Here is a 25,791-nt window from a genome sequence, read left to right on the forward strand (position 1 = left end):
GGGGCGAGAAAAATGATGGGACAACAATACTTATTCCCACTGAGTTGATAATTCCCCTTCGGTGCAATTGATTTTTTCCCCTGAGTTCACAATTGCGCGGTTCCTGGCCGGGAGAGTCGGTTTTCGGGCTCAGGTGGCGCCCACAAGGAGGGGAGTTGCAGGGTGAGGCCATTGTTGAGAGCGGGAAAAACAGTTTTGCTATGAGGGTGATTCTGCTGACCTGACACTGTGGATAGGATTCCCGGAAATTCTTTTAACCTTCGGGTCGAGCCCCAGCCATGACACACGCCTCCTCTTTGCCATCGGATGCCCTGCACTCCAGGGTCAAACTGCTGATGAGCTCATCAGCCTTGCCACTTCTTGCCGGCCTCAGCCGCGGGATAGAAAAAGAGGGGCTCCGGGTGACTCCCCAGGGCAAGCTGTCATTGACCGCTCACCCCACCGAATTGGGGGCCGCCCTGACCCATGGGCAGATCACCACGGATTACTCAGAATCTCAGTTGGAGTTGGTGACTCCGGTGGCTGTACACCCCTGGGAGAGCTTGGAGCAGTTGGACAGGCTGCACAGATTTACCCTTGGAGTGATGGGGGAGGAGCTGATGTGGCCGGCGAGCATGCCCTGTACGCTGCCACCGGAGCCGGAGATCCCCATCGCTCAGTACGGCACCTCCAGAGAGGGAAGAAAACGGATGATCTATCGTCGGGGCCTGGGGCACCGTTATGGCAGGGCGATGCAGATGATCTCCGGGGTGCACTACAACTTTTCCATGCCAAAGTCGTTTTGGCAGTACGCCGAAGCATTGTGGCCTGAGCTGCCCGCCGATGAAGAACTCAGTGATTATGCCTATTTTGGCCTGATGCGAAATGTTCAGCGCTACAGCTGGCTGCTGGCCTACCTGTTTGGGGCATCGCCGATGATGGAGCGCAGCTGCTTCAACGAAGCCTCGAAGTTACTCCTGGTTTTGGATGAACTGACCCTGGGGTTGCCTTGGGCCACTTCATTGAGGGTGAGCGATCTGGGGTACGCCAGCCATCAGCCATCGCCCTCTCTGGCGGGACTGGAGGCGTATCTGGAGGATCTGTCGAGCGCGATGGAGACCCCTCATCCGGAGTTTCTGCGGTTCGGCTCTCTGGACAGTGAGGAGCCCCAACAGCTCAATGGCAACAGGATCCAATCGGAAAGCGAGATCTACAGTGATGTTCGCCCCAAATGTCGCCTGGCTGAGGGGGAATCCCTGCTTCAGGCATTGACGACCCGAGGGGTGGAGTATGTGGAGCTCAGAACGCTGGATCTGAACCCCTTCCTGCCTCATGGACTGGATGAGGGGCAGATTCATTTCCTGGACGCATTCATGCTTTATTGCCTGTTGGCGGACAGCCCGCCGTTGACTATAGCGGAACAGGAGGAAGCACAATTCAACAAGCGCTGTGTCGCGTTGGAAGGGCGCAGTCCGGGAGCCATGCTGAGGCGCCGAGGGCGTTTGTGCCCCCTGGAGAGGGCCGCGACTGAGTTGTTGGACGGGATCGAGACAGTGGCTCGACTGCTGGACCTGGCTCAGTATCGGGAGCGCGGATCAGATTGGCTGGGGAGGATTCAGGCTCACCATCAATCTGTGCTGACGCAACGGGCCAAGGTTGAGGACAGCCGCCTGACCCCGTCCGCCAGGATTATGGAGGGAGTCGCGGCGGCAGGCAGCTTTCGCTCCTTTGCTTTGGCGCAAGCACAAAGGCACAAGGCGTTCTTCTTGAGTGCCCCCCTCTCGAGCTTCGATTCTGCGCTGATGCAAAATCAGGCCGCCGATTCGTTGAGGCGACAGCAGCTCCAGGAGTTGCAGGAGAAAAAGAGCCAGGAAGTCTGATCCGTCATGGTCGTTAACAGTCATCTGCCAGAGGGTGAAACCGCTTCAGTCTCAGATGAAAAATCCGAGGGCGAATATCCCTTGAGATCATGATTCGGCGGGATATGATTCTGGGAAAGAATCTGATAGGGAGAGAGTCATGGCTTGCCATCGAATTGAGGAGTTACTGGAGCTGCTGGAGCCTGTTTGGCAGAAAGATCAGGAGCTGAATCTGGTGCAGATGCTGCAGAAGATCGCCGATGAGGCGGGTTTCAAGGGGGCGCTCAGCGATCTGACCGACGATACGCTGATCTACCAGCTGAAAATGGGCGGTACCGACAAGGATGCGATGATCCCCGGCATTCAGAAGGATTACGTAGAGAACTACGACTGGAAGAGTGCCATCCTCAAGGCCAGAGGCATCGACGAAGAGTAATCTTCTTCATTTCCCTAAAAACGGCAGCCATAGCGCTGCCGTTTCTTTTGCCCTAAAGCACTGCTTAATAAGATGATTTTCTTGCTGTTCAGGGATTGGCCGGGCAAGATGATGCCCCTGATATGCGCACAAGCTGCGCATCAGGATCGCCCAATCCGTTGATTGGGGGGGCGATCCTGTCCCTGGCCGCCATGGGGTCATGGCGAGCCTTCGCAGAAGATCAAGGAATATACATGCGAATAGCCAAGCTGCTTTTTGGGGTGTTTCTCAGCCTGACTCTGGTGGGTTGTGCCAACACCAAACTCAGCGCCAACAAGTTGCCCAGAGGGGTCAAGGTCAGCAAGGACGTGGTTCTGCCGGTTGCCGTGCCTGTGGCCTACTATCTGCCCCCCATGGAGCTGAACAATCGATTCTACCTGGACAGCTGGAACGTCTGGCTCGAGCCTGGCAAGGCCCTGGGCAATGGCGTTCAGGATGCTTTTGCCGCCTACTTCAGTGATGCCAGGCTGCTGGACCGCGATTCTGAGCAACCCTATGGATTGTTGGTGGATATCGACCCTGAGTGGAAGTTCGATGGCGGTGACATCACCATGGTGCTCACCTACAAGGTGTATGACGCCGACCACAAACTGGTGAGGGAGGGCAGCAAGAAGCACTCCGCCTCCATGGGCAGTATTGGCAATGAGGCGGCCTGGTACAACGCCACGCTGAGAGCCAGCCAGCGGATGGTGGTGGATCTTCTCAATGCCACCAAGCCGGGTGGTCAGAGCTTTTTGGCACGCCGTCCCATGAAGGAGGCAGACCCTAAGCTGCTGGTGAATATGGAGAAGCCAGTGGCTACTGGCACAGGCTTTTACATCAATGGCGAGGGTCAGGCCCTGACGGCGGCTCATGTGCTCAGGGAGTGCATGGTGGCCAAGGTGATCGCCGGCGATCATGAGCAGGACGCCCGCATCAGTGCCAGTTCCAGGCTGCTGGACCTGGCGGTGGTGGATACCGGTGCCAGGACAGAAGACTACCTGCCACTGCGACACGATACCGAGCTTCTGTTGGGGGAACCTGTGACCAACGTGGGTTACCCCCTTCAGGGAATTCTGGCCTCTTCCCCTAACCTGACCCGGGGTAACGTCAGCTCCCGCAGCGCCCTGAAGGGCTCCGTGGGGCTGTTTCAGTTCTCAGCACCAATTCAGCCCGGCTCCAGCGGTGGCCCCGTGGTCTCCGATGGCGGCGAACTGCTGGGGGTGACCGTCAGCACCATCAACCCCTCCAAGCTGATTGAGTCCGGGGTCTTGCCCCAGAACGTCAACTTTGCACTCAATGCCCGCTATGTGGAGAAGTTTCTGACCAAGCATCAGATCCCCTTTATCCAGAGGGAAGCGAATCTGAAAGGGGATATCCGTGTCGCCAACGAGGCGGCACTCTCCTCTGTGGTTAAGCTGGTCTGTTATCAATAAGGAGGGAGCATGAAACACACTTTATTGGCCCTGACTCTGGCCTCCATCACCGCATTGGCTCCCGCCCAGGGGCGAGAATTGCCTCCGATGATGTATCTGACCTCGATGAACCTGGATTCACTGCAGGAGACTCTGCAGCGGACGCCCGAGTTTGCCCAGCTCAACGGTGAGCTGATCGGCAGTCCCCTCAGACTGGTGGTCAGCCACGAGTTCGAGATGACCGCAGGGGGCTCGGCGGCAGGGTTGACCTCGGCGATGCTGGCAGGGGGGTCCCTCGGCCTACTGCCCGTAGTGACCAACAACGATCTGGTGATCACCTATGACATTCGGGTACACAACCAGAGCGTCTCCAAGTACCAGTTTCGTGAGAACTTCACCGAAGCTAAGAACATCTACGCAGACCAGGGTAACACTGCCCTGGCCAAGGAGGCGGCGACCTGGGTACTGAGCACGGTGGAGCCTTTCCTGGAGCAGATGAACGCGGACCCCAAGGTGACGCAGCTGCTTGAGGAGTATCAGTTCTACTTCTCAGAACCCTCCCAGCCCTGAGGTTGAGCAGGCACTGAGCAAACGGCAGGGGGGCACTCCCCTGCCGTTTTTGCTTTATCTGGGGGGCTGATACACTGGCGGGATGAACCCAAGGAGACAGTAGGACCCATGCAAGGAACCCTGAAGAAGATGAGCAGCCGCCTGGCCGGTGTGGTGGAGTATGATCTGAGGCTGGGTGAGGAGCGTGTGCCCCTCAACCCCTTTATCGGTAAGACACTGACCCTGGAGTACACAGGTGCCATCTACTGCGATGCCTGTGGCCGCAAAACCAAGAAGAGCTTCTCCCAGGGGCACTGCTTTCCCTGCATGAAGAAGCTGGCTCGCTGCGACATGTGCATCATGAAGCCGGAGACCTGTCACTTCGCTGCCGGCACCTGCCGCGAGCCTGAGTGGGGCGAGGCGCAGTGCATGGTGCCTCACTACGTCTATCTCTCCAACACCTCCGGGCTGAAGGTGGGGATCACCCGCCACACCCAACTGCCTACCCGCTGGATCGACCAGGGGGCCACCCAGGGGCTGCCGATTCTCAAGGTGCGCAGCCGATATATCTCAGGCCTGGTGGAGGTCGCCCTGGGGGAGTTTATCGCCGATAAGACCAACTGGCGGGCGATGCTCAAGGGCAACAATGAGCCCATGGATCTGCGTGCTCAGGCCCACTGCCTGTTGCCTCAGATCCAGCAACGCCTGGAGGGGATCAAGGCGGAGTTTGGTGAGGACGCCATCGAAGTGCTGGACGAGTCTGTGGTGGATATCCACTACCCGGTGTCGGAATTTCCCACCAAGGTCTCCACCTTCAACTTCGACAAGACGCCCAGGGTCAGCGGTACTTTGATGGGCATCAAGGGCCAGTACCTGATCTTCGATTCCGGGGTGATCAACCTTCGCAAATTTACCGGTTATGAAGTCAGGGTGGTGGATGAGTAACAGCTGCTAAGTCCGGTGTCATGACGCAAAGCCGCCCTCGGGCGGCTTTCTTCGTTTGGCGGCTCCATGCTGTTGGCGTGGTTAAATTTGATTACATCTTTATTTTGGCTCTATGGCAGAAGTCATTGAATCAAATAAATCTTTTGCTAATATTGCAGTCTGAGGCGGATACAAACCGCCCGTTGTTGTTTCAGGAGATGAACGATGAAAAAGATGTTGCTGGCCGCCTTGGTGGCGTCCCTGCCAATGGCCGCTTCCGCCAACTGGATTGTTGGTGCCGACTATGCTCAGGTGTCCGAAGATGACATCGACCTAGGTGCCCTGGTGCTGAGCGCCGGTTATGAGTATGACTATCAAAACGGTTTTGTGGTCACCCCCTCGTTGCACCTGGGATTCGGTGTTGCTGATGACTCCATTGGCCCGGTGGATATCGATCTCAAGACCCTCTACGGACTGGAGTTGCGTGGTCAGTTCAACTTTGAACAGGGTGCTTATCTGTATCTGGCTCCCCGCTACACCAACTTTGACGTTGAAGCGAAACTGGATGGTCGCACTGCCAGTGCCGATGACTGGCAGTTGGGTGGCGTGGTAGGCCTGGGTTATCAGTTTACCGATGCCGTGGCGGCGGAAGTAGGTTTTACCTCCTATGAGGACCTGGATCAGTGGTCCCTGGGTCTTCGCTTTAACTTCTAAATTGCCCGAAAACAAAAAAAGCCGCCCAAGGGCGGCTTTTTTTGTGCTCAGGGGAGCGGATTAACCTTCGAAGGTCGCATCCCAGTCGCCGTAGTTTTCATCACCGGCGTAGATGGTCATCTCCGGCTTGCTGCCCAGGGCCGCTTCGATGATGCCAGTCAGGCGGGTGGCTTCCGCTTCTACGGTAGCGTCTTTGCTGAAGAAGTGGATGGCAACATGGTACTGGTTGTTGAAGTAGGCCAGGAAAGTGCCCACGTTGTCGTTGGCGGCACCGAATACGGCGTCATCCAGCTTGTCAAACTGCTCCAGGTCCGCTTCGAAGCGGATGTGGATACAGGTGGAGGCAAACTCACCAATGCCCATTTTCTTCAGGTGACGAGGCTTGTGGTGGCGCTTCACTTCGGGTTTGGCAAATTCCGCAACTGGGATAATGTTCATGGGGCCTCTCTTCTGGGCACGGGAAGTTGAAAAAGGGATCGCTTTGCGATCGGGCCGCTACTTTAACCAAGGCGGGCTCGCCAGGCAAGCGAAAGGAAAGGCCGGGGAGTTCCCGGCCTTTTGGCATCAGTTGAGCTCGGAGAAGAGGCTTGTCTGGAAGCTCTTTTCGCAGTAGTGGCACTTAAGGGTGGTGCCAGTGTGCTTCTCGGTGACGTAGAAGCGGGTCGCCACGCTTTCATGGCGGGTGATGCAATTGGAGTTGGGGCAGCGCAGCACGCCGCTGATGGCGTCCGGCAGTTGCACCTTGTACTTGTTGACCACCTTGAAGTCGTTGATCTCATTGATGGTGGCTTCGGTGGCAAACAGCGCCAGCTGGTTGGCCTGCTCTACGGTAAACACCGTGTTCTCCACCTTGATCAGATCCTTTGTATAGGTGTCTCCGCTGCGCAGATTGAGGCCGACGGTGATGCGTTCGTTCTTGTCGGTGAGCTGGAAGAACTTGAGGATACGCACTCCCATACCGGCAGGGATGTGATCGATCACTGTACCCTGGGCGATCGCTTCCACCTTGAGTTTGTTCTTGGACATGGCTTACAACTCCTCCTTCAGCACCAGTGCCAGCAGTGCCTGGCGGGCATAGACTCCGTTCTCCGCCTGCTCGAAGTAGTAGGCGTAGGGGGTGTCATCCACATCTGTGGTGATCTCATCGATCCGCGGCAGAGGGTGGAGGATCTTAAGGTTGTCCTTCACCTCCTTGAGCATGGCAGCGGTGAGCACATACTTGGATTTCATGTGCTGGTACTCGGTGGGGTCGAACCGCTCCTTCTGCACCCGGGTCATGTAAAGCACGTCCAGCTCAGGCATCACCTGGTCCAGGTTCTCCAGATGGGTAAACTGGATGCCGGCGTCGCTGAGTTCTTCACACAGGTAATCGGGCATCCTCAGGGCGTCCGGGGCCACGAAGTAGAACTGGCAGCCGAACAGGGAGAGGGCCTGGGCCAGAGAATGAACGGTACGGCCATACTTGAGGTCGCCGACGAAGGCCACTTTCAACCCCTCCAGAGTGCCTTGGGTCTCATAGATGGAGAAGAGATCCAGCAGAGTCTGGGTGGGGTGCTGGTTGGCGCCGTCGCCGCCGTTGATCACCGGGACCGAAGAGTACTCGCTGGCCAGTCGGGCAGCGCCCTCCTGGGGGTGGCGCATAAAGAAGGCGTCACTGTAGGAGGAGATCACCTTGACCGAGTCCGCCAGGGTTTCCCCTTTCTGTGCCAGGGAGGTGTTGCCGCCGGAATCGAAACCGATCACCGTACCGCCAAGACGCTGGACGGCGGTCTCGAAAGAGAGTCGGGTTCGGGTGGAGGCTTCGAAGAAACAGCTGGCGATCACCTTGCCGGCGAGCAACTGGGGACGGGGTTCACACTTGATCGATTGTGCGGTGGAGACGATCAGTTCCAGTTCGGTTCGGGACAGGTCCGCAATAGAGATGATGTTCTTGTTATAGAGAGGGTTTGTCATGCTGATTCCCTAGGTATCGGCATTCACCGAATGTGTCTGCGGGCCAGACACAGCCGGAAGGCGATTATAGCAGTGTTCAGGGTTTAATCACACCACCTCGGCCTCCTTCTCATCAACTATCAGTCTGATTCCGCCTAAAAACTGAAGAGGTCGGAGTTCACCAGTCGGTCATCTGTCCGTCTTGCTGCTGTCATCTTTCTCCCGTCTTCTAGGCACAGGCATTGAAACAAGGAGAGTCTGCAATGGAAAACAGAGTGGCTTTGGTTACCGGGGGAACCGGCGGTATTGGCACCGCAGTATGCAAGGAGCTGGCATCACAGGGGTTTAAGGTGGTGGCAGGTTGTCGAGACCTGGAAAAGGGGCGGGTGTGGCAGAGTGCTCTGGCGCGGCAGGGAGTGGAGTGCGAACTGGTGCAACTGGACGTGGCGGACTACGAGTCCTGCTTCCACGCCTACATCAGCACCGAGGAGATCCACGGCCCGGTTCAGGTGCTGGTCAATGCTGCCGGCATCACCAGAGACAAGGTGATGAAGAAGATGACGCCGGACCTGTGGCAACAGGTGATCGACACCAACCTTACCGGTACCTACAACATGTGCCGCATCGCTGCCAGCTGCATGACGGAAAAGGGGTATGGCCGCATCGTCAACATCAGTTCGGTCAATGGTCGCAAGGGGCAGTTTGGTCAGGTGAACTACGCCGCCTCCAAGGCCGGTATTCATGGCATCACCATGTCCCTGTCCCAGGAGCTGGCCCGTAAGGGGGTGACGGTGAACACCCTGTCTCCGGGCTATGTGATGACTGAGATGGTGGCCAAGGTACCGCAGGAGGTGCTGGAGAGCATCAGGCAGCAGATTCCTGTAGGCCGCCTGGGGACGCCGGAGGAGATGGCCCATGCGGTGGCCTTCCTGGTGGACCGCCACTCCGGTTTCATTACCGGCAGCGATCTCTCCGCCAACGGCGGCATGCACATGTACTGAAGTTTTTCAGTCTGAAAAACAACAAAGGGCAGCCTTGTGGCTGCCCTTTCTGCGTTCGACGTCCGGATTAACCGGCGATCTTGGCCAGTACCCGCTCGGCGGCGGCGATGGTGGCGTCGATATCTTCGTCGCTGTGGCTCATGGAGAGGAAGCCAGCTTCATAGGCAGAAGGCGCCAGGTTGACCCCCTCCTCCAGCATGCCGTGGAAGAAGGCGTTGAACTGCTCCATGTTGCACTGGGTCACCTGGTCGTAACGGGTGATCTTCTCCTCGGAGGTGAAGAACACACCGAACATGGCACCCACGTAGTTGATGGCCATGGGCACGCCGGCCTTGTCGGCAGCGGCTTTCAGGCCCAGAGCCAGCTTCTCGGTCTTGGCAGCCAGGGCATCGTAGACGCCGGGCTCGCGCAGCAGCTTCAGCTGAGCCATACCGGCGGCCATGGCGATGGGGTTACCGGACAGGGTGCCGGCCTGGTATACCGGGCCGGCAGGGGCCAGGTGCTGCATCACGTCGGCGCGACCGCCGAAGGCACCCACAGGCATACCACCGCCAATGACCTTGCCCAGACACACCAGGTCAGGACGAACGCCGTAGTGGCCATGGGCACCGGTCAGGGAGACACGGAAGCCGGTCATCACTTCGTCAATGATCAGCAGGGCACCGTGCTCATCACACAGGGCACGCAGGCCTTCCAGGAAGCCCTCTACCGGCGGGATGCAGTTCATGTTGCCGGCAACAGGCTCCAGGATGATGCTGGAGATCTGGCCCGGGTTGGACTCGAACAGCGCCTTGACGGAGTCCAGGTCGTTGTAGGTGGCGGTCAGGGTGTGCTTGGCAAAGTCCGCAGGTACCCCTGGGCTGGTGGGCTCACCGAAGGTCAGCATGCCGGAGCCGGCTTTCACCAGCAGGCAGTCGGCGTGGCCGTGGTAGCAGCCTTCAAACTTGATGAACTTGTCACGACCGGTGAAGCCGCGAGCCAGGCGCAGGGCGCTCATGGTGGCTTCGGTGCCGGAGTTGGCCATACGCACCTGCTCAACATGAGGCAGGATGTCGCAGACCAGTTCTGCCATCTCCACTTCGGCGGCGGTAGGGGCACCGAAGGAGAGGCCGTTGTTGGCTGCCTGAACCACGGCGTCACGGATGGCCGGGTGGTTGTGGCCCAAAATCATCGGGCCCCAGGAACCCACGTAGTCGATGTACTGCTTGCCGTCCACGTCGTACAGATAGGCGCCGTCGGCGCGCTCGATAAAGACGGGAGTGCCGCCCACACCTTTAAAGGCGCGTACCGGGGAGTTCACACCGCCGGGGATGGTCTTTTGAGCCTGTTCAAACAGGGATTCGGAGCGATTCATCATTATCCTTCCTGGGTAGGGCGACGGGCGCCCGCTAACGGTATTGGGTCGGCGATCCGCTCCCATCGGGGCGGAGGCCGGAAACTGTGTGCATGGTATCGACAAACGTCGGCCAATGACAGTTCCCTTGCAAAGGCGCAAGGGTGGCATTTTGTGACCTGGGTTGGCAAGGATCTCCTGTCCAGCTTGCGGTGGGGCTCACTTTCCTTACGTCCTAGAAGTGTTTGGCTCTCAGTGCCTGTCGCAGCATGGTCCAGGTGATGACGCCGATGGGGTGGTCCAGCCCGGTGTCGAAGATGTACACCGCCTTCTGCCTGTTGCGGTTGAGCAGCCTGTGCACCTCCGCCAGGGTGGCGGTCTGGGGCAGGGGAAATGCGTCGGTGCGCATCAGCGGGGTGTCGTCGTCGTAGTTGGCGTGCAGGCTCACCAGTTCGCATCGGTCCATATGCCGCAGCAACAGTCGTTGCTGGTTGGCTTCATTCATCAGTTTCAGTAGGTCTTCGTCGCTCTGATTAGGCGTACCTATGACAAATTGGCGATCCGCCAGGGCCATCACCCCGGTCTTCTGCAGGCCCGCCTCTGTGGGAGAGACCCGGTACTCCAGCCCCTGGGCATCCAGCTGGCTGAGGAAGATGGAGCGGGAGCCAAACACCGAGTAGGCCAGCAGGTAGGCGGGCAGGGTGACCAACAGAGACGGCAGGATGATGGAGGCGTCCTGGGTCAGCTCCAACAGGGCCAGCAGGGCGGCCATGGGCGCATGCAGGCACACCCCCATCATGGCGGTCATCCCCAGTACGGCGTAGAGGGGGATGAAGGGCTGGAGCTGGGGAAACATCGGGGTCAGGCCCCAGGCGATCAGGCTGCCCACCACGGCCCCGATGCCATAGAGGGGACCGATAATGCCGCCTGGAATCCCCAGGCCGATGGCGGCCCAGGTGGCCAGGATCTTGGCGCCGAGCAGCGCCAGCAACAGCAGCAGCCCCGGGTTGTCGCTCAGGGCGATGCTTACCGCGGCGTGTTCTGTGCCCAATGCCTGAGGCAGCTGCAGGCCAATGAGGGCGGTAAAGCCTCCGGCCAGCATCAGCCTGAGGGTGATGGGCCAGCGCTGGCTGATCTCTGTGATGGTGATCAGGCCGTGGCTGAACCCGGCGGCGATGCCGCCGATGAGCAGACCGCTGAGCAGCAGCAGCGGGTACTGGGCGACGGGAAACACCTCCATGGCGAAGTGGTCATAGAGGTGGATGTTGCCGTACACGCTCTGGGTGACCACGCTGCCGGTCACCGAGGCGATGAGGATCGGCAGGAAGGTGTGGATGCGGTACTCCCTCAGTACCACCTCCAGCACAAACAGCACCGCTGCCAGGGGAGAATTAAAGGTGGCGCTGATCCCGGCGGCGATGCCACAGGAGGCCAGGACAGACAGGGCGTTATCCGGCAGCTTCCAGTAGCGGGCAAAACCTGTGGCAACCGTGGCCCCCAGGTGAACCGCCGGTCCCTCCCGACCGACGGAGAAGCCGCTGGCCAGGGCGATCACCGCACTGGCAAACTGGTTCATGGCGCTGCCCAGAGGCAAGCTGCCGTAGTGGACCTTGATGCGGTGAATGACGTAGGCGATGCCCAGGCGGCGGTACTTGCTGGCGGTGAAGGCGGCGATGAGGGCGATGGCTCCGGCACCGGCCACGGGAAGAAGGGCTCGCCACAGGGACGGCAGGTCGCTAAAATCGTCCGGGCTGTCCAGGATAAGTCCCTGGCCAAGATCGATCATGAACCGGAACAGCAGCAGGAACAGGCCGGCGGCCAACCCAACCAGCAAGCCCAGCAGGCAGAGATGCACACTGAGTTTAGCTTGGGACAGGTTCATTGGGCTGTTGCGGAACATGGCATATAGGGTCGCTTCAGGTGACTAGAGCTTAACAATATTCAAGTCGTTTCACTATGCAGAATTGGAAACATCGCTGGCACGCTCTCAAACATTTTGAACAGCAGTTCAATCCCAGGGGGGGAGTGCTGCTGCTGATACTGGGTATGGCGGTGGCCGTTGGCTACCTGCTGTCTCTGCCTCAACAGGTGATCCAGGGGGGAGCAAACCGGGATCTGCAGACCCAGATCGCCTTGCAGCAGGAGCGGATTCGCGCCCTGACCGAGTCCGAGGCTGCGCTGGAGATCGACCTGCAGGCGGAGCGTCAGTCCCAGGCCGACACCGTGGCCATGATGGCGAACCTGCAAGGGCAGGTGGACAGACTCAATACCGAGCTGATCTTCTACCGCAACATCATGGCGCCGGAGAAGAGCGCCGATGGGGTGGTGATCCATGAGCTGGCGATGGAGCAGATTGGTGACAGCGACCATTATCGCTACAAGCTGGTGCTGACTCAGCAGAAAAAGCGCAAGGGGTTCTCCAAGGGCAAGGTGGCCATCAGCATCAAGGGCAGTCTTAAGGGGCGTCCCGTGACCTACAGCCTGACTGATCTGGGGGTGGAAGCCAAAACCCTGGGATTCTCCTTCCGCTATTTTCAGGAGCTGGAGGGGGCTTACCGGCTGCCGGACAACTTCGTGGCGGACCAGGTGCAGGTGCGAGTCAGCCTCAGCAGCAAGAAAAAGGGGGGCAGTACCGACCAGGCCTACCCCTTCCTGGAGTTGACCGGTGTCGGGTTTGAGGAGGAAACTTCCACCGACAACGGGGAGAAAACTTGAACCTAACAGTCGGGTATTAGATAATCCGCGCCAGAGTGTCGTTTTCGAGGTAACCAATGACAGCTGCAGCAGAACAAGCCATGCCTATCCAGTTTTCCGATGCCGCCGCACTGAAGGTGAAGGGACTACTGGAGGAGGAGGAGAACCCGAACCTGAAACTGCGGGTGTACGTCACCGGCGGTGGTTGCAGCGGTTTCCAGTACGGCTTCACCTTCGACGAAAAGGTGAATGAGGGTGATACCACCATTGATAAGGAGGGGGTCACCCTGCTGGTGGATCCCATGAGCCTGCAATATCTGGTGGGCGGAATCGTGGATTACACCGAGGGGCTGGAGGGCAGCCGTTTCTTCGTCAACAACCCCAACGCCACCACCACCTGTGGCTGCGGTGCCTCCTTCTCCATCTGAGGACTCAGCACCGACTGCGAGAAAAAGGCACCTTCAGGGTGCCTTTTTTGTTGGCAAAGATTTCTGAACACTTTTGCAACATGAGGCTTTAACGTATTCTGACTCGATTGGATTACAAGGAGTTGCCTCGTGAAGCACGTTGATGCGCCGGCCAGTCGCTGGTACAGCCACCCCTATTTTATCGCCTTTCTAATCAGCCTGTTGCTCGTACTCTGGGTATTGTCAGGTCAATTGAGTGCCGACGAATCTCCTGAAGCGGCCCCCGCCGCCGAGCCCCATGAGGTGCCCGCGACCCGGGTGACGGTGAAACGCATCGAGTCCACTCTGGTCACCCGGGAGGTTCAGCTCTATGGCCGCACCGAGCCGGACAGGATGACCCGCATCGCCGCCGAGATCGGCGGGCGGGTGCTCAAGGTCCATGCCCAACGAGGCAGTCAGGTAGCCCAGGGGCAACTGCTGATCGAGCTGGATGTCCGGGATCTGCCGGAGCAACTGCAGAGCGCCAAGGCGGTGCTGGCCCAGCGGGAACTGGATTACCAGGCGGCGAAGAAGCTGGCGACCCAGGGGCTGCAGGGCAAGTCGCAGCTGGCCCAGAACCTGAGTGCCCTGGAGCTGGCCCGCGCCGAGCTTAAGCGCCTGCAACTGGCCCTGGATCACACCCAGATCCGCGCTCCCTTCTCCGGGGTATTCCACGATCGCATGGTGGAGGAGGGCGATTACGTCGGCGTAGGCGACCCTGTGGGGGAGCTGGCGGATCTCGACCCCCTGGTGGTCAAGGCCAATGTGACCGAGGCGGATGTGGCCAGGCTGTCTCTGGGGCAGAGTGCCACCGCCCGTTTCGTGGATGGCCGCAGTGCCCAGGGTAAGGTGCGCTACATCGCCACCGTCTCCCACGGCGGCACCAACACCTTCGACATTGAGGTGGCGTTTGACAACGCCGATGGCAAGCTGTGGGCGGGCAAGAGCGCCGAACTGGCCCTGCCCCTGGAGAGTCATTACGCCATCAAGGTCAGCCCGGCCCTGCTGGCTCTGGATGAGGCGGGCAACCTGGGGGTGAAGTCGGTGCGGGACGGCCTGGTGCACTTTATCCCTATCCAGGTGGTGATGGCGGACTCCACCGGGGTGTGGACCGGCGGTGTCGGCAGTCAGGTAGAGGTGATCACCCAGGGCCAGGGCTTCGTCCGTGACGGTGACTCGGTCGAGGTGACCTATGAGACGGAGGATGGCGCATGAATACCCTGCTGGCGGGGCTGCTAGGCCGAATCCGTCCGGTGATGATGGTGTTTGTGCTGCTGATTCTGGCGGGATCGGTCACCTATGTACAGATCCCCAAGGAGTCGGAGCCGGACATCACCATACCGATCATCTACGTGTCCATCGTTCACGACGGTATCTCACCGGAGGACGCCGAACGGATGCTGGTGCGTCCCATGGAGACCGAGCTGCGCTCCATCGAGGGGGTGGATGAGATGCGCTCCACCGCCTCTGAGGGACACGCCTCGGTGCAGTTGGAGTTTGAGGCGGGGATGGATCCCAAGGCGGCCCTGGCAGATGTGCGCGACAAGGTGACCCTGGCCAAGGCCAAACTGCCATCGGATACCGAGGAGCCTGAGGTTCATGAGGTGACCATGGCCGAGAGGAATCCGGTACTCACCGTCACCCTGTCCGGACCGGTGCCCGAGCGCACCCTGGTGCAGATTGCCAAACAGCTTAGGGACCGGCTGGAGTCCTTCCCAGAGGTGCTGGAGGTGGAGATCGGCGGAGACCGGGAGGACATCGTCGAGATCCTGGTGGACCCCCTGCTGATGGAGAGCTATCAGCTGGATCAGGACGACATCTTCAGCCTGCTCTCCCGCAACAACCGCCTGGTGCCGGCGGGCACCATGGATACCGGCCATGGTCGTTTCGCGGTCAAGGTCCCTTCGGTGTTCGAGACCATCAAGGATGTGATGGAGATGCCCATCAAGGTGCAGGGGGAGCAGGTGATCACCTTTGGTGACGTGGCCCAGGTGCGTCGCGCCTTCCGCGATCCCAACTCCTACGCCCGCCTCAATGGCCATAAGGCGGTCTCCCTGGAGGTGAAGAAGCGTCCGGGCGAGAACATCATCATCACCGTGGCCAAGGTCAAGGCGTTGATGGAGGCAGCCAAAGAGCAATGGCCCGAAAACCTGGAGGTCACCTTCACCGGGGACAGTTCCGAGGACGTGAAGCAGATGCTCAGCGATCTGCAGAATAACGTGGTGTCCGCCATCCTGCTGGTGGTGATCGTGGTGATCGCCGCCCTGGGTCTGCGCAGTGCCGGCCTGGTCGGGGTTGCCATCCCCGGCTCCTTCCTCACCGGTCTGCTGGTGCTGGCGGTATTTGGCCTGACGGTCAACATGGTGGTGCTTTTTGCCCTGATCATGGCGGTGGGGATGCTGGTGGATGGGGCCATCGTGGTCACCGAATACGCCGATCGCCGCATGACCGACGGCGTGGATCGCAAAGAGGCCTACCTGGAGGCGGCCCAGAGGATGGCCTGGCCCATCATCGCCTCCACCGCCACCACCCTGGCCGCCTTTGCGCCGCTGCTGTTCTGGCCCGGTATCATGGGCGAGTTCATGAAATACCTGCCCATCACCCTGATCGCTACTCTCAGCGCCTCCCTGGTGATGGCCCTGGTGTTCGTGCCTGCCCTGGGCAGCCTGTTGGGCAAGCCTCTGCCGATGACTCCGCGTCAGCGGGAGAATCAGCGGTTGGCGGAGGAGGGGGAGCTCACCACCCTGTCCGGGTTTACCGGCACCTACATCCGTACCCTGGCCGTCGCCATCGCCCACCCCTGGAAGGTGTTGCTGGCGGTGCTGCTGGTGCTGGCCGGTATTGTTGGCAGCTACATCAAGTTCGGGGCTGGCATGGAGTTTTTCCCCGATGTGGAGCCGCCGGGCCTGAATCTCTATGTTCGCGCCTATGGGGACCTCTCCATCGATGAGAAGGACGCCATCATGCACAAGGTGGAGAACCGCCTGCTGGGGATGGAAAGCCTGGAGACCCTCTACAGTCGCACCGGTGGCAATGACAGGGCAGGCTACATCCGCCTCAACCTGCTGGACTGGGATCAGCGGGTCCCCGCCGACAAGGTGATCGAGGAGGTGAATGAGCGCCTGAGCGACCTGGCGGGTGTCGAGTATGAGCTGCGCAAGGATGAGAACGGCCCGCCGACCGGTAAAGCGCTGCAGCTGGAGCTCTCCTCCAAGCTCCCCGGTGCCCTCAACGAGGCGGTGCGCAAGGTTCGTCTCGCCCTGGAAGAGGATGGCCGCTTCATCAACATCGAGGACACCGGTTCCAAGCCGGGCATCGAGTGGCAGCTCAAGGTGGACAGGGATGACGCCGCCCGCTTCGGGGCCGACGCCACCCTGCTGGGCAACACGGTGCAGTTTGTCACCTCCGGTCTGAAGATTGGCGAGTACCGTCCCGATGATGCCGACGATGAGCTGGATATCCGGGTGCGCTTCCCAGAGGAGAAGCGCCATATCCTGAGGCTGGATACCCTGAGGGTGAAGACCCAGTATGGTCAGGTGCCGGTGAGCAACTTTGTCGAGCGGGTGGCGGCGCCCAAGGTGGACTCCATCCGCCGTATCGACGGTCGCCGGGTGATGACGGTCAAGGCGGATATGGCGCCCGGGGTGCTGCTCAATGACGTCTTGCCCGAGTTCCGCGAGCGCCTGGAGACCCTGGGGTTGGACAGCCGGGTCAGTTACAGCTTTACCGGTGAGAATGAGGAGCAGGAGGAGTCTCAGACCTTCCTGGTGAACGCTTTTTTGGTGGCCCTGTTCGTGATGGCCATTATCCTGGTGACCCAGTTCAACAGCTTCTACCAGGCGTTTTTGATCCTCACCGCGGTGCTGCTCTCCACCATGGGGGTGCTGCTGGGGCTGTTGGTGACCGGTAAGCCCTTTGGCATCGTCATGTCCGGCATTGGGGTGATCTCCCTGGCGGGGATCGTGGTGAACAACAACATTGTGCTTATCGACACCTACAACGTGTTGCGCGCCCAGGGGCTGGCGGCCACCGAGGCGATCCTGCGCACCGGCGCTCAGCGTCTGCGCCCGGTGATGCTGACCACCATCACCACCATCCTCGGCCTGATGCCCATGGTGCTGGAGATGAACGTGGATCTGATCAATCGTGCCATCGAGGTGGGGGCACCCTCCACCCAGTGGTGGTCGCAACTGGCGACCGCGGTGGCCGGTGGCCTGGCCTTTGCCACCGTGCTGACCCTGGTGCTGACCCCCAGCCTGCTGGCGCTGCGCGCCCGCAGGCAGGAGCGCAAGGCGCTGCGTCGCTACAAGGCGCAGCAGATGGAGGAGGCGTTATCCCAGGGGTAGCCCTTTGGGGAAGCGGAGAGAGAAAAAAGGCGCCCTGGGGCGCCTTTTTCTATGGCTGAAGGTTACCGGCGAACCCGGCGACCCAGCAGGGGAAGCAGCAGCAGGGTGAACCACCCCAGGCTGCCACTGCCACCACCGCCTCCTCCGCTGGAGGTGCTGCCGCTGCCACTGCCGCCGGAACCACCACTGTTGGGGTCGGTCACGGTAACGGACTTGGTGACCTTGAGGTTGTCACCACCGTCGCTGATGGTCAGTACCACCTGGTAGGTGCCACTTGCGGCATAGGTGTGGCTGGCGCTGGTGCCACTGGCACTGCCGCCGTCACCAAAGTCCCAGGAGAGGGCGCGGTTGGCGCTGCCGCCACTGACGGTGGCGTTGAAGCTGCGGGTCAGCCCGGTGCCGGAGAGGGTAAAATCCCCATCCAGAGCGATGGACACCTGCACCGAGCCATTCAGGGTGATGCTGGCGTCATTGGCGTCGGTGACGGTCAGGCTAATGTCGTAATCGCCGCTGAACTCGTAGCTGTGGCTTGGATTGGCCTGGGTGCTGCTGCTGTCGTCGCCAAAGCTCCACTGGTAGCTGTAGGGGGCTGTGCCGCCAGTGATCTCGGAGCTAAAGGCAACGGTGGCTCCATCGCTGCTGCTGGTAATGCTGCCCGCCAGAGCCGGAGCTCCGTCGGCGCTGACCACAACGGAGCGGCTGCTCTCCAGGACCTGGCCGGACTCATCCAGGGCGGTCAGAGTCAGGGTGTAGGTGCCCTCCGACTGGTAGGTGTGGCTGATGGACGCGGTGTCATAGCTGTTGCCATCGCCGGTCTCCCAGATGTAGCTCACAGTGCCCTGGCCATTTTCTGTGGTTGCCTGGGCACTCAGGGTCAAACCCTGGCTGGAGGTGATCAGGCTGGCGATGTTGAAGCCGCCGCCACTCTTGGTCAGGGCCAGGGTGGCCGTGGCCGAACTGCTGGCCTGCTCGGTGACCGCCATCTTCAGACCCACCTTGGGCAGCACCAGGCCGGATTGCGGCTGACTGGGGGCGCTGTAGTCCTCGGCATCATCAAATTCGGAGATGGGCTCCAGGCTGGGGTCGTTGTAGCCGGCAGTCTGGGGATAACGGCTGAAGGCCGCATCCTTGATCTGGATGGTGGTGCCCTGATTGGGGATCAGCTGCTGATCCGCATCCACCACACCGGTAAAGCCGTAGCCGGCGTGGGTGCCGACGTTGTTGTCGGAGTAGGCGCGGTTGTAGTACCACATCAGCACACCCGGGCTATAGCCGGTGCCGGCCAGGCCGGTGTCATTGCCGCTGAACTGACGCAGCTGCATGAAGTAGCCGTGACCCGCTGCTGGGCGGTAGTTGCTGATGCGGCTGAAACCATCCAGGGTCATGGTCTGGGCGGTCTCGCCGCCGCTCTGCCAGACGGTGTCGGCACCGTTGCTGACCACCAGTTCATCGGCCACAAAGCCGTAGCCCCCCTCGGACTGGTCGGTCACATAGCGCAGAGCTAGGGTAATGCGCTGACCGGCGTAGTCGCTGAGGTCCACCTCGATGGTGACCCAGCCCTCGTCCCCTTCGGCACCCGCCCTGCCGAGAGAGTTGCCGGTGAAGTGAGGGCCCAGTTTGGAGTGATAGGGGTTGTACTCTGTCGAGAGAGTATTGGCGTCAGAAACGGGAGTTCCGTTGACCAGGATCTGGGCGTAATCATAGCCGTTTTCGATCTGCCAGTGGGCCTTGAGGCTCAGCTTGGGGCTGCCCGAGGGCAGGGTCAGGCTGGCTTCGGCGCTGGTGCGGATCTCATGGCCGGCGCCCGAGTAGTACTGGAGCTTGCCGCCGTAGGGGGCGTGGAACGCCTCCAACTGAGCCGGCAGAGGCAGGGTCAGTTGGTTGGTGCCGTCGTGATTGATGGCGCTGACCAGGCTGTGACTGGCCGGGGACTCACCCAGGCTGTTCAGATCGATGTCGGTGTTGTTGATCCAGTTACCGCCGTAACGCTTCTGCAGGTAGTCCCGGGCCCAGGCGCTCATGGAGGAGGGCCTGCTGCCCGCCGGAGTGCCGGTCCAGCTGCCGCCGGACATCAGGGACCACATGCCCACCGGGGAGCCGTGCTCGCTGTATTCGAGGTCGTATTCGTCCGGCAGTCCCAGGTCGTGGCCAAACTCGTGGGTACAGACGCCGGCGGCGGCGTCGATGGGCTGAATGGTGTAGCCAAACACCTTGTAGTCGCTGCCGGGGATCGCCTTGGGCTGGTTGTTTTCGAACACAAAGTAGCGGTGGGACCAGATGGCGTTGTCACCCAGGTAGCCGCCACCGGCCTCTTCGCCGATGCTGGAGTGGAACACCATGATGTGGTCGATGATGCCGTCGGGCTCATTGACGTTGCCATCGCCATCACGGTCGTACTGGTCTTCCTGGTCGAATTCACTCAGGTTCACATCGCCCCGGGCCACCAGCTTGGTGATCGCTTCGAACACCAGATCCGGTACCGCGCTGTCTTTGTCCTCACCCTTATGGGCGCCATAGTGGGCGGCGTTGTTGTCGGCGGTGACCCAGTCGAACACCTTGCCGCTGAAGTCAAAGCTGTCGCCGGATTCCTCGGTGTAGAACTGGCGGGCGGACTGCAGGGTCTGGCCTGTGGGGCCGGGGAAGCCGGTGCTGGAGAACAGCAGCTTGTCGTAGTGACTGGCGGGATAGCCGGGGTAGTACATGCCGGTATCACTGGGCTGCAGGCGATTGTTGTCGTGGGGCAGGTCGGGGAAGTCCACCAAGATTCCCAGGACCTTGACCGCCTTGCCGCTGTCCGCGGCGCTCTGGGATAGGGTCATCGCCTTGACCAGGGGAGATTTGTGATCATGATCCTGGTGTATCGGCGCCAGCGATACCCCCTGCTTCAGGGTCTCTGGATTGAAGGCGCCGGCGGTGTATTGCTTCACCTTGGCGTCGATCTCGGTGCGGCTGTGGGAGTCGTTGATCTCGCCGCGCTTGGCCATCCAGTATTCGATGCGCTCGGGGTTGATCACCCCAGGATCGGCCAGCTGCACCGGCCTCGGGGCGGCGTTCAGGCTGGATGCCAGTCCCGCCGCAACCAGAGCGGTGGTCAGTACACTGATTTTTTGCATATTGTTCCCTAAATGACTTCCTGGGTTCTCGATGACACCTGCAGCGCCACTCCTGGTTTCCCTGATGTTTGTCCCCCCGAGAGTTCGTTGTTTTCGGCGTCTCTTCCCGGTGGGCAATATTGTTAGGCTGGGCCAGCTCGGAGGCCTCACTCCCCCATGCCTCCCTTTTCCCAGCAAAGTGGTGAAAGAGGTCGGCCCAGTCTGGATTCTCACTATTTTGTGGTGGTAATTGCAATTAATTTACTCGTGAGTGAGTCTTAAGTTACGGGAAAACAACAGATTATGCACCGGGCATGACAATTGCTTACATAGCTTGAACCCAAATTGTTTTCAAAAGGAGTTTGTCGATGAACGCGTATTCTGTGCTGGCCACCCTGCCACTGATTTGTGCTCTGCCCGCCTGGGCCGACCCCTGCTATCAGGGACAGGGGCCCAAGGTGGTCAGTGAGGTCCTGGAGCTCGATGGCATCGAAAGCCTGAGGGTGCGGGCCGGGGCGGGTGCCCTGACCATACTGGGCAGTGATGGCAATCGCATTGAGATGGAGGCAGACGCCTACGTGGGGGAAACCACAGAGTATCGCCTGGTGCTGGAGCGTCAGGGGAGTGAGGCGGTGATCCAGGCACTGGTGGACGATGATCGTCAGTGTCGCGGGGAAGGGCACCCCTACATTGACCTGGTGGTCAGGGTCCCTGCCGGGATCAATGTGCACGCCAGCGACGGTTCCGGTGATCTGAAAGTGGCGCGGCTGCAGGCTAACCTGCATCTGGAAGATGGATCCGGCAATGCCGAGATTCTGGGGGTTGGGGGCCGGGCCACCATAGGGGACGGGTCAGGAAACCTGGTGGTTCGTGACATCCAGGGAGAGACCCGCATCGAGGACGGCTCGGGCAACCTGGTGGTCAGCGGCATCGACGGCGACATTCGCATCGAAGATGGCTCCGGCAACCTCAAGGTTCAGGATGTGCAGGGGGACCTGAGGGTGGATGACGGCTCCGGCAACATCACCATCAGCCAGGTGACCGGAACCGTGACCATAGATGACGGGTCCGGCGACATTCTGGTGGAGCAGGCGGGCGACGTGAAGCTGGAGGATACCGGCTCAGGCTCGGTGGAACTCTCCGCCGTGGGCCGGGACCGCCTGAAGTAGCACTGAAGGGCCCTGGTCAGCCCTTCGGGGTCAGGCTGCCCAGCACCGCGGGGCGGATGGCACCGGTAGCCGAGGGCAGGTTGCCGGGCAACCCCTCTATGTGGCGCATCGCCAGCCAGGCGAAGGCCATCCCCTCGACCCATTGCGGAGGCACCCCCAGGGCATCCGTGGTCTGGATGCGGTGCCGAGGCAGTGCCTGGGCCAATTGGCGCACCAGTTGGCTATTGAAGGCGCCGCCACCACACAGGTAGAGATCGCAGTCCGGGCTCAGTGCCCGGATCTCGGCGGCCATGGTTTCCACAGTAAACGCCAGCAGGGTTGCCTGGATGTCTTCCGGCGCCAGGTTCATGAAGGGCTCCAGCTGGTAGTTGAGCCAGGCCTGGTTGAACAGCTCCCGGCCGGTACTCTTGGGCGCGGGCTGGGCAAAATAGGGGTGGCTCATCAGTCGCTTCAGCAGTTCGGGCTGCAGTTGGCCTCTGGCGGCCATGGCACCGTCACGGTCAAAGGGCTGTTGAATGTTCTGTCGTGCCCAGGCATCCATCAGGGTGTTGCCTGGGCCGGTGTCGAATCCCAGCACCGGGCCATCATCACCGGGTAGCCAGGTGATGTTGGCGATGCCGCCAATGTTGACGATGGTCCTCGGTTGGTGATCGCTGAACAGCGACTGGTGGAAGGCGGGCACCAGAGGGGCTCCCTGACCTCCCAGGGCAATATCCTTGCGGCGGAAGTCTGCGACTACGTCGATGCCGGTTTCCACCGCCATGGTGTTGGGATCGCCCAGTTGCAGGCTGAAGCCGTTGAGTCCTTCGGGTTGATGACGCACGGTCTGACCGTGGCTGCCGATGGCGCGGATATCTTTCGGAGCCAGGCCGCTCTTTTTCAGCACCCCGAGCACCGCCTGGGCAAAGGCCCGGCCTACCTGGCGATCCACATGACCCAGCCGGTTTACCTCATCCTCCCCGGTGCTGCACAGCCGGTGCAACTGCTCCAGCAGGTGAGGCTCATATTCGTGGGTGTGGCTGGCCACCATCACCGGGTGACCCTCCTGAAACTCCACCAGTACCGCATCGATGCCGTCCATGCTGGTACCGGACATCAGGCCTATGTATCTGCTCATTGCATTGCCACCATGATCTGCTGACGATGTTTCAGCACCGCAAGCTGTTCCTCGGCGAACTCGAGGAATGCGGCCCTGTCTTTTTTGGCGATGTCCGCCGCTTCCGGCAGCTTCACCTTGCGAGGGTTGCGATGCACCCCATTGACCAGGAACTCGTAGTGCAGGTGGGCGCCGGTCACTCGACCCGTGGCGCCCAGAAGGCCGATGGTCTGACCCTGACGGACCCGCTGCCCCTGCTTCACTTTTCGCTTACTCAGGTGCAGGTATTTGGTTACGTACTTGCCACCATGCTGGATAAACACATAGTTGCCGTTCAGCTTATTGTAGGCGGACTTGGTCACCTTGCCGTCACCGGCGGCCATGATGGGGGTGCCCACCGGGGCCACATAGTCGGTGCCATTGTGCGGGCGTACCCGCTTGGTGACCGGGTGCAGACGACGTGGATTGAAGTTGGAGCTGACGTAGTTGAACTGAACCGGAGCGCGTAGGAAGGCTTTGCGCATCGCCTTGCCTTTGTCGGAGTAGTAGTTGCCGTCACTGTGGCGCACCGCCCGGAAGGTGTCCCCCTGGTTGGTGAATTCCGCTGCCAGGATCTTACCGTCGGCCACATAGTGGCCGTCGATATACTCCTCCTGATAGAGCACGGCGAAGCGGTCGCCTTCGCGAATATCCAGGGCGAAATCGATATCCCAGCCAAAGATCCCCGCCAGGCTCATGATCTGATTGGGGGTCATACCGGCGTTCACTGCGGCGTTCCAGAAGTTGCTGGTGATCACCGCCGACGCGAAGGCGGTGCGAATCTCCACCTCTTTTTCGTCCAGGCGCTCCTGGTACCCCTCTTCGGTGGCCGTGACCATCAGGGTGGTGCGACCGTCGATGGCGTAGCTGAGCTGTTTCAGCTCGCCCTGGTCGTCCCGGCCCAACTGAATCTCCTGGCCCGGCATCACCTTGGTCAGGCGTTTGCCTGCCTGCTCAAGCTGGGTGATGCGATAGAGTTGCTGGGGGCTTAATCCTGCACGGTCGAACAGCCTGGCCAGGCTGTCCCCGGGCTGAACGGTAAAACTGCGCCACTGGAGACCGGGTTCGGCCTCGGCGCTGATCTCGGAGTCGGGCAGCTCCAGGGGAAGCGCCACTCTCTGGTTCAGGGGCAGGGGGGTATAAAACTCGGCGGCCAGCTCGTTGCCGGAGGGGAGCAGTATGCCCACCAGCATCAGCAGCAGGACCGAGGTCAACCCGATCCTGTGGGGGCGCGGCAGCACCTTGATGGTGCCCACAAGGCCGGTCAGGGGTGCAGATTTGCGGCGCTTATTCTCTCTGATCATCTCTTCGTGCTGGTCACTCCCCGTCAACAGAGGGGATTTGGCCGGAACAGCCTAGTCTACACCCTTTCCTTTGTTCTGCCTAACCAGTAACATTGACCTCTTTGTTGAAAGTTGAAACACCGTCGGAGTGGCCTTGATGAGTGAGTTGGAACGGGCACTGGCAGAGATTCGCCGTGGTACCGAAGAGATCCTGGTAGAAGAGGAACTGGTTGAGAAGCTGAAACTGGGCAAGCCCCTGAAGGTGAAGCTGGGCGCGGATCCTACGGCGCCGGATATTCACCTGGGTCATACAGTGATCCTGAACAAGCTGCGTCAGTTTCAGGAGCTGGGCCACGAAGTGATCTTCCTGATCGGTGATTTCACCGGCATGGTGGGTGATCCTTCAGGCAAGAACAGCACCCGTCCTCCGCTGACCGAAGCGCAGGTACTGGCCAATGCCGAAACCTATAAGGAGCAGGTGTTCAAGATCCTGGATCCCGCCAAGACCCGCATTGAGTTCAACTCCCGCTGGTTGGGTGACATGGGAGCGGGTGGCATGCTCAAGTTGGCGGCCAAGCAGACTGTGGCCCGCATGCTCGAGCGTGATGATTTCAAGAAGCGCTACGCCAATGGCCAGTCCATCGCCATCCACGAATTTATGTACCCTCTGCTGCAGGGCTGGGATTCCGTGGCCCTGGAGGCGGATGTGGAGCTGGGCGGTACCGATCAGAAGTTTAACCTGCTGATGGGCCGAGAGCTGCAGAAGGAGGAGGGGCAGCGTCCTCAGACGGTGATCACCATGCCTCTGCTGGTTGGCCTGGATGGCGTCAAGAAGATGTCCAAGTCCGCCAACAACTACATCGGCGTGTCCGATCCGGCCAATGAGATGTTCGGCAAGATCATGTCCATCTCCGATGACCTGATGTGGAACTACTACGAACTGCTCTCCTTCCGCCCCCTGGAGGAGATTGAGCAGCTCAAGGCCGACATGGCGGCCGGTGCCAACCCTCGCGACATCAAGATCGCTCTGGCCAAGGAGATCATCGCCCGATTCCACGATGACGCGGCGGCGGAGGCGGCCCACCAGGACTTCATCCAGCGTTTCCAGAAGAACGCCATCCCGGATGAGATGCCTGAAGTGACCCTGGACGCAGGTGCCGGCATTGCCAACCTGCTGAAGGACGCCAATCTGGTGGGCTCCACCAGTGACGCCATGCGCATGATTCGTCAGGGTGCGGTGAAGATCGACGGTGAGAAGGTGGAGGACACCAAGCTGGTGCCTGCCGCCGGCACCGCGGTGTACCAGGTGGGTAAGCGTAAGTTTGCGCGCATCACCCTGGCCTAAACGCCTCATCTGATGAAAAGCCGCCCCCTGGGGCGGCTTTTTTGGGCTGTGTCTGCGTTAACTGTTGAGGTTCTATAATTAGGGTAACTCTTTGATAGAGAGGGCCCGTTATGGATAGTTC

General features: G+C 60.3%; 21 protein-coding genes. 13 read left to right on the plus strand and 8 right to left on the minus strand.

Annotation, left to right across the window (positions count from 1 at the left end; all coding sequences use genetic code 11):
* Positions 1-278: 278 nt before the first annotated feature.
* From gshA to ACN0RV_RS17325, 6 genes are all read left to right on the plus strand, one after another.
* Positions 279-1,859 carry a glutamate--cysteine ligase gene (gene gshA, locus ACN0RV_RS17300; RefSeq protein WP_417349551.1) on the plus strand — a complete coding sequence of 527 codons (1,581 nt, stop codon included), beginning with the start codon at positions 279-281 and terminating at the stop codon, positions 1,857-1,859.
* A gap of 139 nt (positions 1,860-1,998) precedes the next feature.
* Entirely contained in the window at positions 1,999-2,274 is a 276-nt protein-coding gene (locus ACN0RV_RS17305) for a YihD family protein (protein ID WP_417349553.1), read from the plus strand.
* Positions 2,275-2,507: 233 nt separating this feature from the next.
* Complete coding sequence (locus tag ACN0RV_RS17310) at positions 2,508-3,728, plus strand: S1 family peptidase (protein WP_417349555.1); 1,221 nt, start codon at positions 2,508-2,510, stop codon at positions 3,726-3,728.
* A gap of 9 nt (positions 3,729-3,737) precedes the next feature.
* Positions 3,738-4,277 (plus strand): hypothetical protein, encoded by a 540-nt coding sequence (locus tag ACN0RV_RS17315; protein WP_417349557.1) that lies wholly within the window; start codon positions 3,738-3,740, stop codon positions 4,275-4,277.
* Between the two features lie 108 nt (positions 4,278-4,385).
* The gene (locus ACN0RV_RS17320; RefSeq protein ID WP_417349559.1) at positions 4,386-5,201 is read left to right on the plus strand and encodes a DUF2797 domain-containing protein; all 816 of its coding nucleotides are present in this window, start codon (positions 4,386-4,388) and stop codon (positions 5,199-5,201) included.
* Between the two features lie 204 nt (positions 5,202-5,405).
* A complete protein-coding gene (locus tag ACN0RV_RS17325) occupies positions 5,406-5,894 on the plus strand; it encodes an outer membrane beta-barrel protein (RefSeq protein WP_417349560.1) in 489 nt (162 codons plus the stop codon).
* A gap of 60 nt (positions 5,895-5,954) precedes the next feature.
* Here the strand turns inward: ACN0RV_RS17325 and ACN0RV_RS17330 are convergent, their stop codons facing one another.
* The 3 genes from ACN0RV_RS17330 to pyrB all read right to left on the minus strand — a co-directional run bounded on the left by ACN0RV_RS17330 (position 5,955) and on the right by pyrB (position 7,847).
* Positions 5,955-6,332, minus strand: coding sequence for a hypothetical protein (locus ACN0RV_RS17330; protein WP_286340335.1), 378 nt, complete (start codon positions 6,330-6,332; stop codon positions 5,955-5,957).
* Between the two features lie 126 nt (positions 6,333-6,458).
* Positions 6,459-6,920 carry an aspartate carbamoyltransferase regulatory subunit gene (pyrI, locus tag ACN0RV_RS17335; protein ID WP_417349562.1) on the minus strand — a complete coding sequence of 154 codons (462 nt, stop codon included), beginning with the start codon at positions 6,918-6,920 and terminating at the stop codon, positions 6,459-6,461.
* 3 nt (positions 6,921-6,923) lie between these two features.
* Positions 6,924-7,847 (minus strand): aspartate carbamoyltransferase, encoded by a 924-nt coding sequence (pyrB, locus tag ACN0RV_RS17340; RefSeq protein ID WP_417349563.1) that lies wholly within the window; start codon positions 7,845-7,847, stop codon positions 6,924-6,926.
* 242 nt (positions 7,848-8,089) lie between these two features.
* Here pyrB and phbB point away from each other — a divergent pair, with 242 nt between their 5' ends.
* Complete coding sequence (gene phbB / locus ACN0RV_RS17345; protein WP_417349565.1) at positions 8,090-8,827, plus strand: acetoacetyl-CoA reductase; 738 nt, start codon at positions 8,090-8,092, stop codon at positions 8,825-8,827.
* Between the two features lie 67 nt (positions 8,828-8,894).
* Here phbB and hemL read toward each other — a convergent pair whose 3' ends face one another.
* Both hemL and ACN0RV_RS17355 read right to left on the minus strand, forming a co-directional pair.
* A complete protein-coding gene (gene hemL / locus ACN0RV_RS17350) occupies positions 8,895-10,181 on the minus strand; it encodes a glutamate-1-semialdehyde 2,1-aminomutase (RefSeq protein ID WP_417349585.1) in 1,287 nt (428 codons plus the stop codon).
* Between the two features lie 214 nt (positions 10,182-10,395).
* On the minus strand, positions 10,396-12,042 hold the full coding sequence (locus ACN0RV_RS17355; protein WP_417349567.1) for a chloride channel protein: 1,647 nt from the start codon (positions 12,040-12,042) through the stop codon (positions 10,396-10,398).
* A gap of 74 nt (positions 12,043-12,116) precedes the next feature.
* Here ACN0RV_RS17355 and ACN0RV_RS17360 point away from each other — a divergent pair, with 74 nt between their 5' ends.
* From ACN0RV_RS17360 to ACN0RV_RS17375, 4 genes are all read left to right on the plus strand, one after another.
* Positions 12,117-12,875: a DUF6776 family protein gene (locus ACN0RV_RS17360; RefSeq protein ID WP_417349569.1), complete on the plus strand. Its 759-nt coding sequence runs from the start codon at positions 12,117-12,119 to the stop codon at positions 12,873-12,875.
* A gap of 56 nt (positions 12,876-12,931) precedes the next feature.
* Positions 12,932-13,282, plus strand: a complete 351-nt coding sequence (gene erpA, locus ACN0RV_RS17365) for an iron-sulfur cluster insertion protein ErpA (RefSeq protein ID WP_286340329.1) — start codon at positions 12,932-12,934, stop codon at positions 13,280-13,282.
* 129 nt (positions 13,283-13,411) lie between these two features.
* Positions 13,412-14,515, plus strand: a complete 1,104-nt coding sequence (locus ACN0RV_RS17370) for an efflux RND transporter periplasmic adaptor subunit (protein ID WP_417349571.1) — start codon at positions 13,412-13,414, stop codon at positions 14,513-14,515.
* Positions 14,512-17,646, plus strand: coding sequence for an efflux RND transporter permease subunit (locus tag ACN0RV_RS17375; protein WP_417349573.1), 3,135 nt, complete (start codon positions 14,512-14,514; stop codon positions 17,644-17,646). The genes ACN0RV_RS17370 and ACN0RV_RS17375 overlap by 4 nt, the downstream gene beginning before the upstream one ends.
* Before the next feature lie 62 nt (positions 17,647-17,708).
* On the opposite strand, the gene ACN0RV_RS17380 is transcribed toward ACN0RV_RS17375, so the two are convergent.
* Positions 17,709-20,759, minus strand: a complete 3,051-nt coding sequence (locus ACN0RV_RS17380; RefSeq protein ID WP_417349575.1) for an immune inhibitor A domain-containing protein — start codon at positions 20,757-20,759, stop codon at positions 17,709-17,711.
* A gap of 347 nt (positions 20,760-21,106) precedes the next feature.
* On the opposite strand from ACN0RV_RS17380, the gene ACN0RV_RS17385 reads away from it, so the two are divergent.
* The gene (locus ACN0RV_RS17385) at positions 21,107-21,907 is read left to right on the plus strand and encodes a DUF4097 family beta strand repeat-containing protein (protein WP_417349577.1); all 801 of its coding nucleotides are present in this window, start codon (positions 21,107-21,109) and stop codon (positions 21,905-21,907) included.
* A gap of 16 nt (positions 21,908-21,923) precedes the next feature.
* On the opposite strand, the gene ACN0RV_RS17390 is transcribed toward ACN0RV_RS17385, so the two are convergent.
* Entirely contained in the window at positions 21,924-23,024 is a 1,101-nt protein-coding gene (locus tag ACN0RV_RS17390; RefSeq protein WP_417349578.1) for an anhydro-N-acetylmuramic acid kinase, read from the minus strand.
* Positions 23,021-24,346: a peptidoglycan DD-metalloendopeptidase family protein gene (locus ACN0RV_RS17395; RefSeq protein ID WP_417349580.1), complete on the minus strand. Its 1,326-nt coding sequence runs from the start codon at positions 24,344-24,346 to the stop codon at positions 23,021-23,023. Before ACN0RV_RS17395 ends, ACN0RV_RS17390 begins: the two co-directional genes overlap by 4 nt.
* A 136-nt stretch (positions 24,347-24,482) precedes the next feature.
* On the opposite strand from ACN0RV_RS17395, the gene tyrS reads away from it, so the two are divergent.
* Positions 24,483-25,670, plus strand: a complete 1,188-nt coding sequence (gene tyrS / locus ACN0RV_RS17400) for a tyrosine--tRNA ligase (RefSeq protein WP_417349582.1) — start codon at positions 24,483-24,485, stop codon at positions 25,668-25,670.
* Positions 25,671-25,791 lie beyond the last annotated feature (121 nt).

This window comes from Ferrimonas sp. (assembly GCF_048263965.1).
In the GTDB taxonomy this organism is placed as follows: domain Bacteria; phylum Pseudomonadota; class Gammaproteobacteria; order Enterobacterales; family Shewanellaceae; genus Ferrimonas.

What these genes read in the sequence shown, in the direction of transcription:
- gshA (WP_417349551.1), top strand. Translation starts at nt 279, where the DNA reads ATGACACACGCCTCCTCTTTGCCATCGGATGCCCTGCACTCCAGGGTC.
- ACN0RV_RS17305 (WP_417349553.1), top strand. Translation starts at nt 1,999, where the DNA reads ATGGCTTGCCATCGAATTGAGGAGTTACTGGAGCTGCTGGAGCCTGTT.
- ACN0RV_RS17310 (WP_417349555.1), top strand. Translation starts at nt 2,508, where the DNA reads ATGCGAATAGCCAAGCTGCTTTTTGGGGTGTTTCTCAGCCTGACTCTG.
- ACN0RV_RS17315 (WP_417349557.1), top strand. Translation starts at nt 3,738, where the DNA reads ATGAAACACACTTTATTGGCCCTGACTCTGGCCTCCATCACCGCATTG.
- ACN0RV_RS17320 (WP_417349559.1), top strand. Translation starts at nt 4,386, where the DNA reads ATGCAAGGAACCCTGAAGAAGATGAGCAGCCGCCTGGCCGGTGTGGTG.
- ACN0RV_RS17325 (WP_417349560.1), top strand. Translation starts at nt 5,406, where the DNA reads ATGAAAAAGATGTTGCTGGCCGCCTTGGTGGCGTCCCTGCCAATGGCC.
- ACN0RV_RS17330 (WP_286340335.1), bottom strand. Translation starts at nt 6,332, where the DNA reads ATGAACATTATCCCAGTTGCGGAATTTGCCAAACCCGAAGTGAAGCGC.
- pyrI (WP_417349562.1), bottom strand. Translation starts at nt 6,920, where the DNA reads ATGTCCAAGAACAAACTCAAGGTGGAAGCGATCGCCCAGGGTACAGTG.
- pyrB (WP_417349563.1), bottom strand. Translation starts at nt 7,847, where the DNA reads ATGACAAACCCTCTCTATAACAAGAACATCATCTCTATTGCGGACCTG.
- phbB (WP_417349565.1), top strand. Translation starts at nt 8,090, where the DNA reads ATGGAAAACAGAGTGGCTTTGGTTACCGGGGGAACCGGCGGTATTGGC.
- hemL (WP_417349585.1), bottom strand. Translation starts at nt 10,181, where the DNA reads ATGAATCGCTCCGAATCCCTGTTTGAACAGGCTCAAAAGACCATCCCC.
- ACN0RV_RS17355 (WP_417349567.1), bottom strand. Translation starts at nt 12,042, where the DNA reads ATGAACCTGTCCCAAGCTAAACTCAGTGTGCATCTCTGCCTGCTGGGC.
- ACN0RV_RS17360 (WP_417349569.1), top strand. Translation starts at nt 12,117, where the DNA reads ATGCAGAATTGGAAACATCGCTGGCACGCTCTCAAACATTTTGAACAG.
- erpA (WP_286340329.1), top strand. Translation starts at nt 12,932, where the DNA reads ATGACAGCTGCAGCAGAACAAGCCATGCCTATCCAGTTTTCCGATGCC.
- ACN0RV_RS17375 (WP_417349573.1), top strand. Translation starts at nt 14,512, where the DNA reads ATGAATACCCTGCTGGCGGGGCTGCTAGGCCGAATCCGTCCGGTGATG.
- ACN0RV_RS17380 (WP_417349575.1), bottom strand. Translation starts at nt 20,759, where the DNA reads ATGCAAAAAATCAGTGTACTGACCACCGCTCTGGTTGCGGCGGGACTG.
- ACN0RV_RS17385 (WP_417349577.1), top strand. Translation starts at nt 21,107, where the DNA reads ATGAACGCGTATTCTGTGCTGGCCACCCTGCCACTGATTTGTGCTCTG.
- ACN0RV_RS17390 (WP_417349578.1), bottom strand. Translation starts at nt 23,024, where the DNA reads ATGAGCAGATACATAGGCCTGATGTCCGGTACCAGCATGGACGGCATC.
- ACN0RV_RS17395 (WP_417349580.1), bottom strand. Translation starts at nt 24,346, where the DNA reads ATGATCAGAGAGAATAAGCGCCGCAAATCTGCACCCCTGACCGGCCTT.
- tyrS (WP_417349582.1), top strand. Translation starts at nt 24,483, where the DNA reads ATGAGTGAGTTGGAACGGGCACTGGCAGAGATTCGCCGTGGTACCGAA.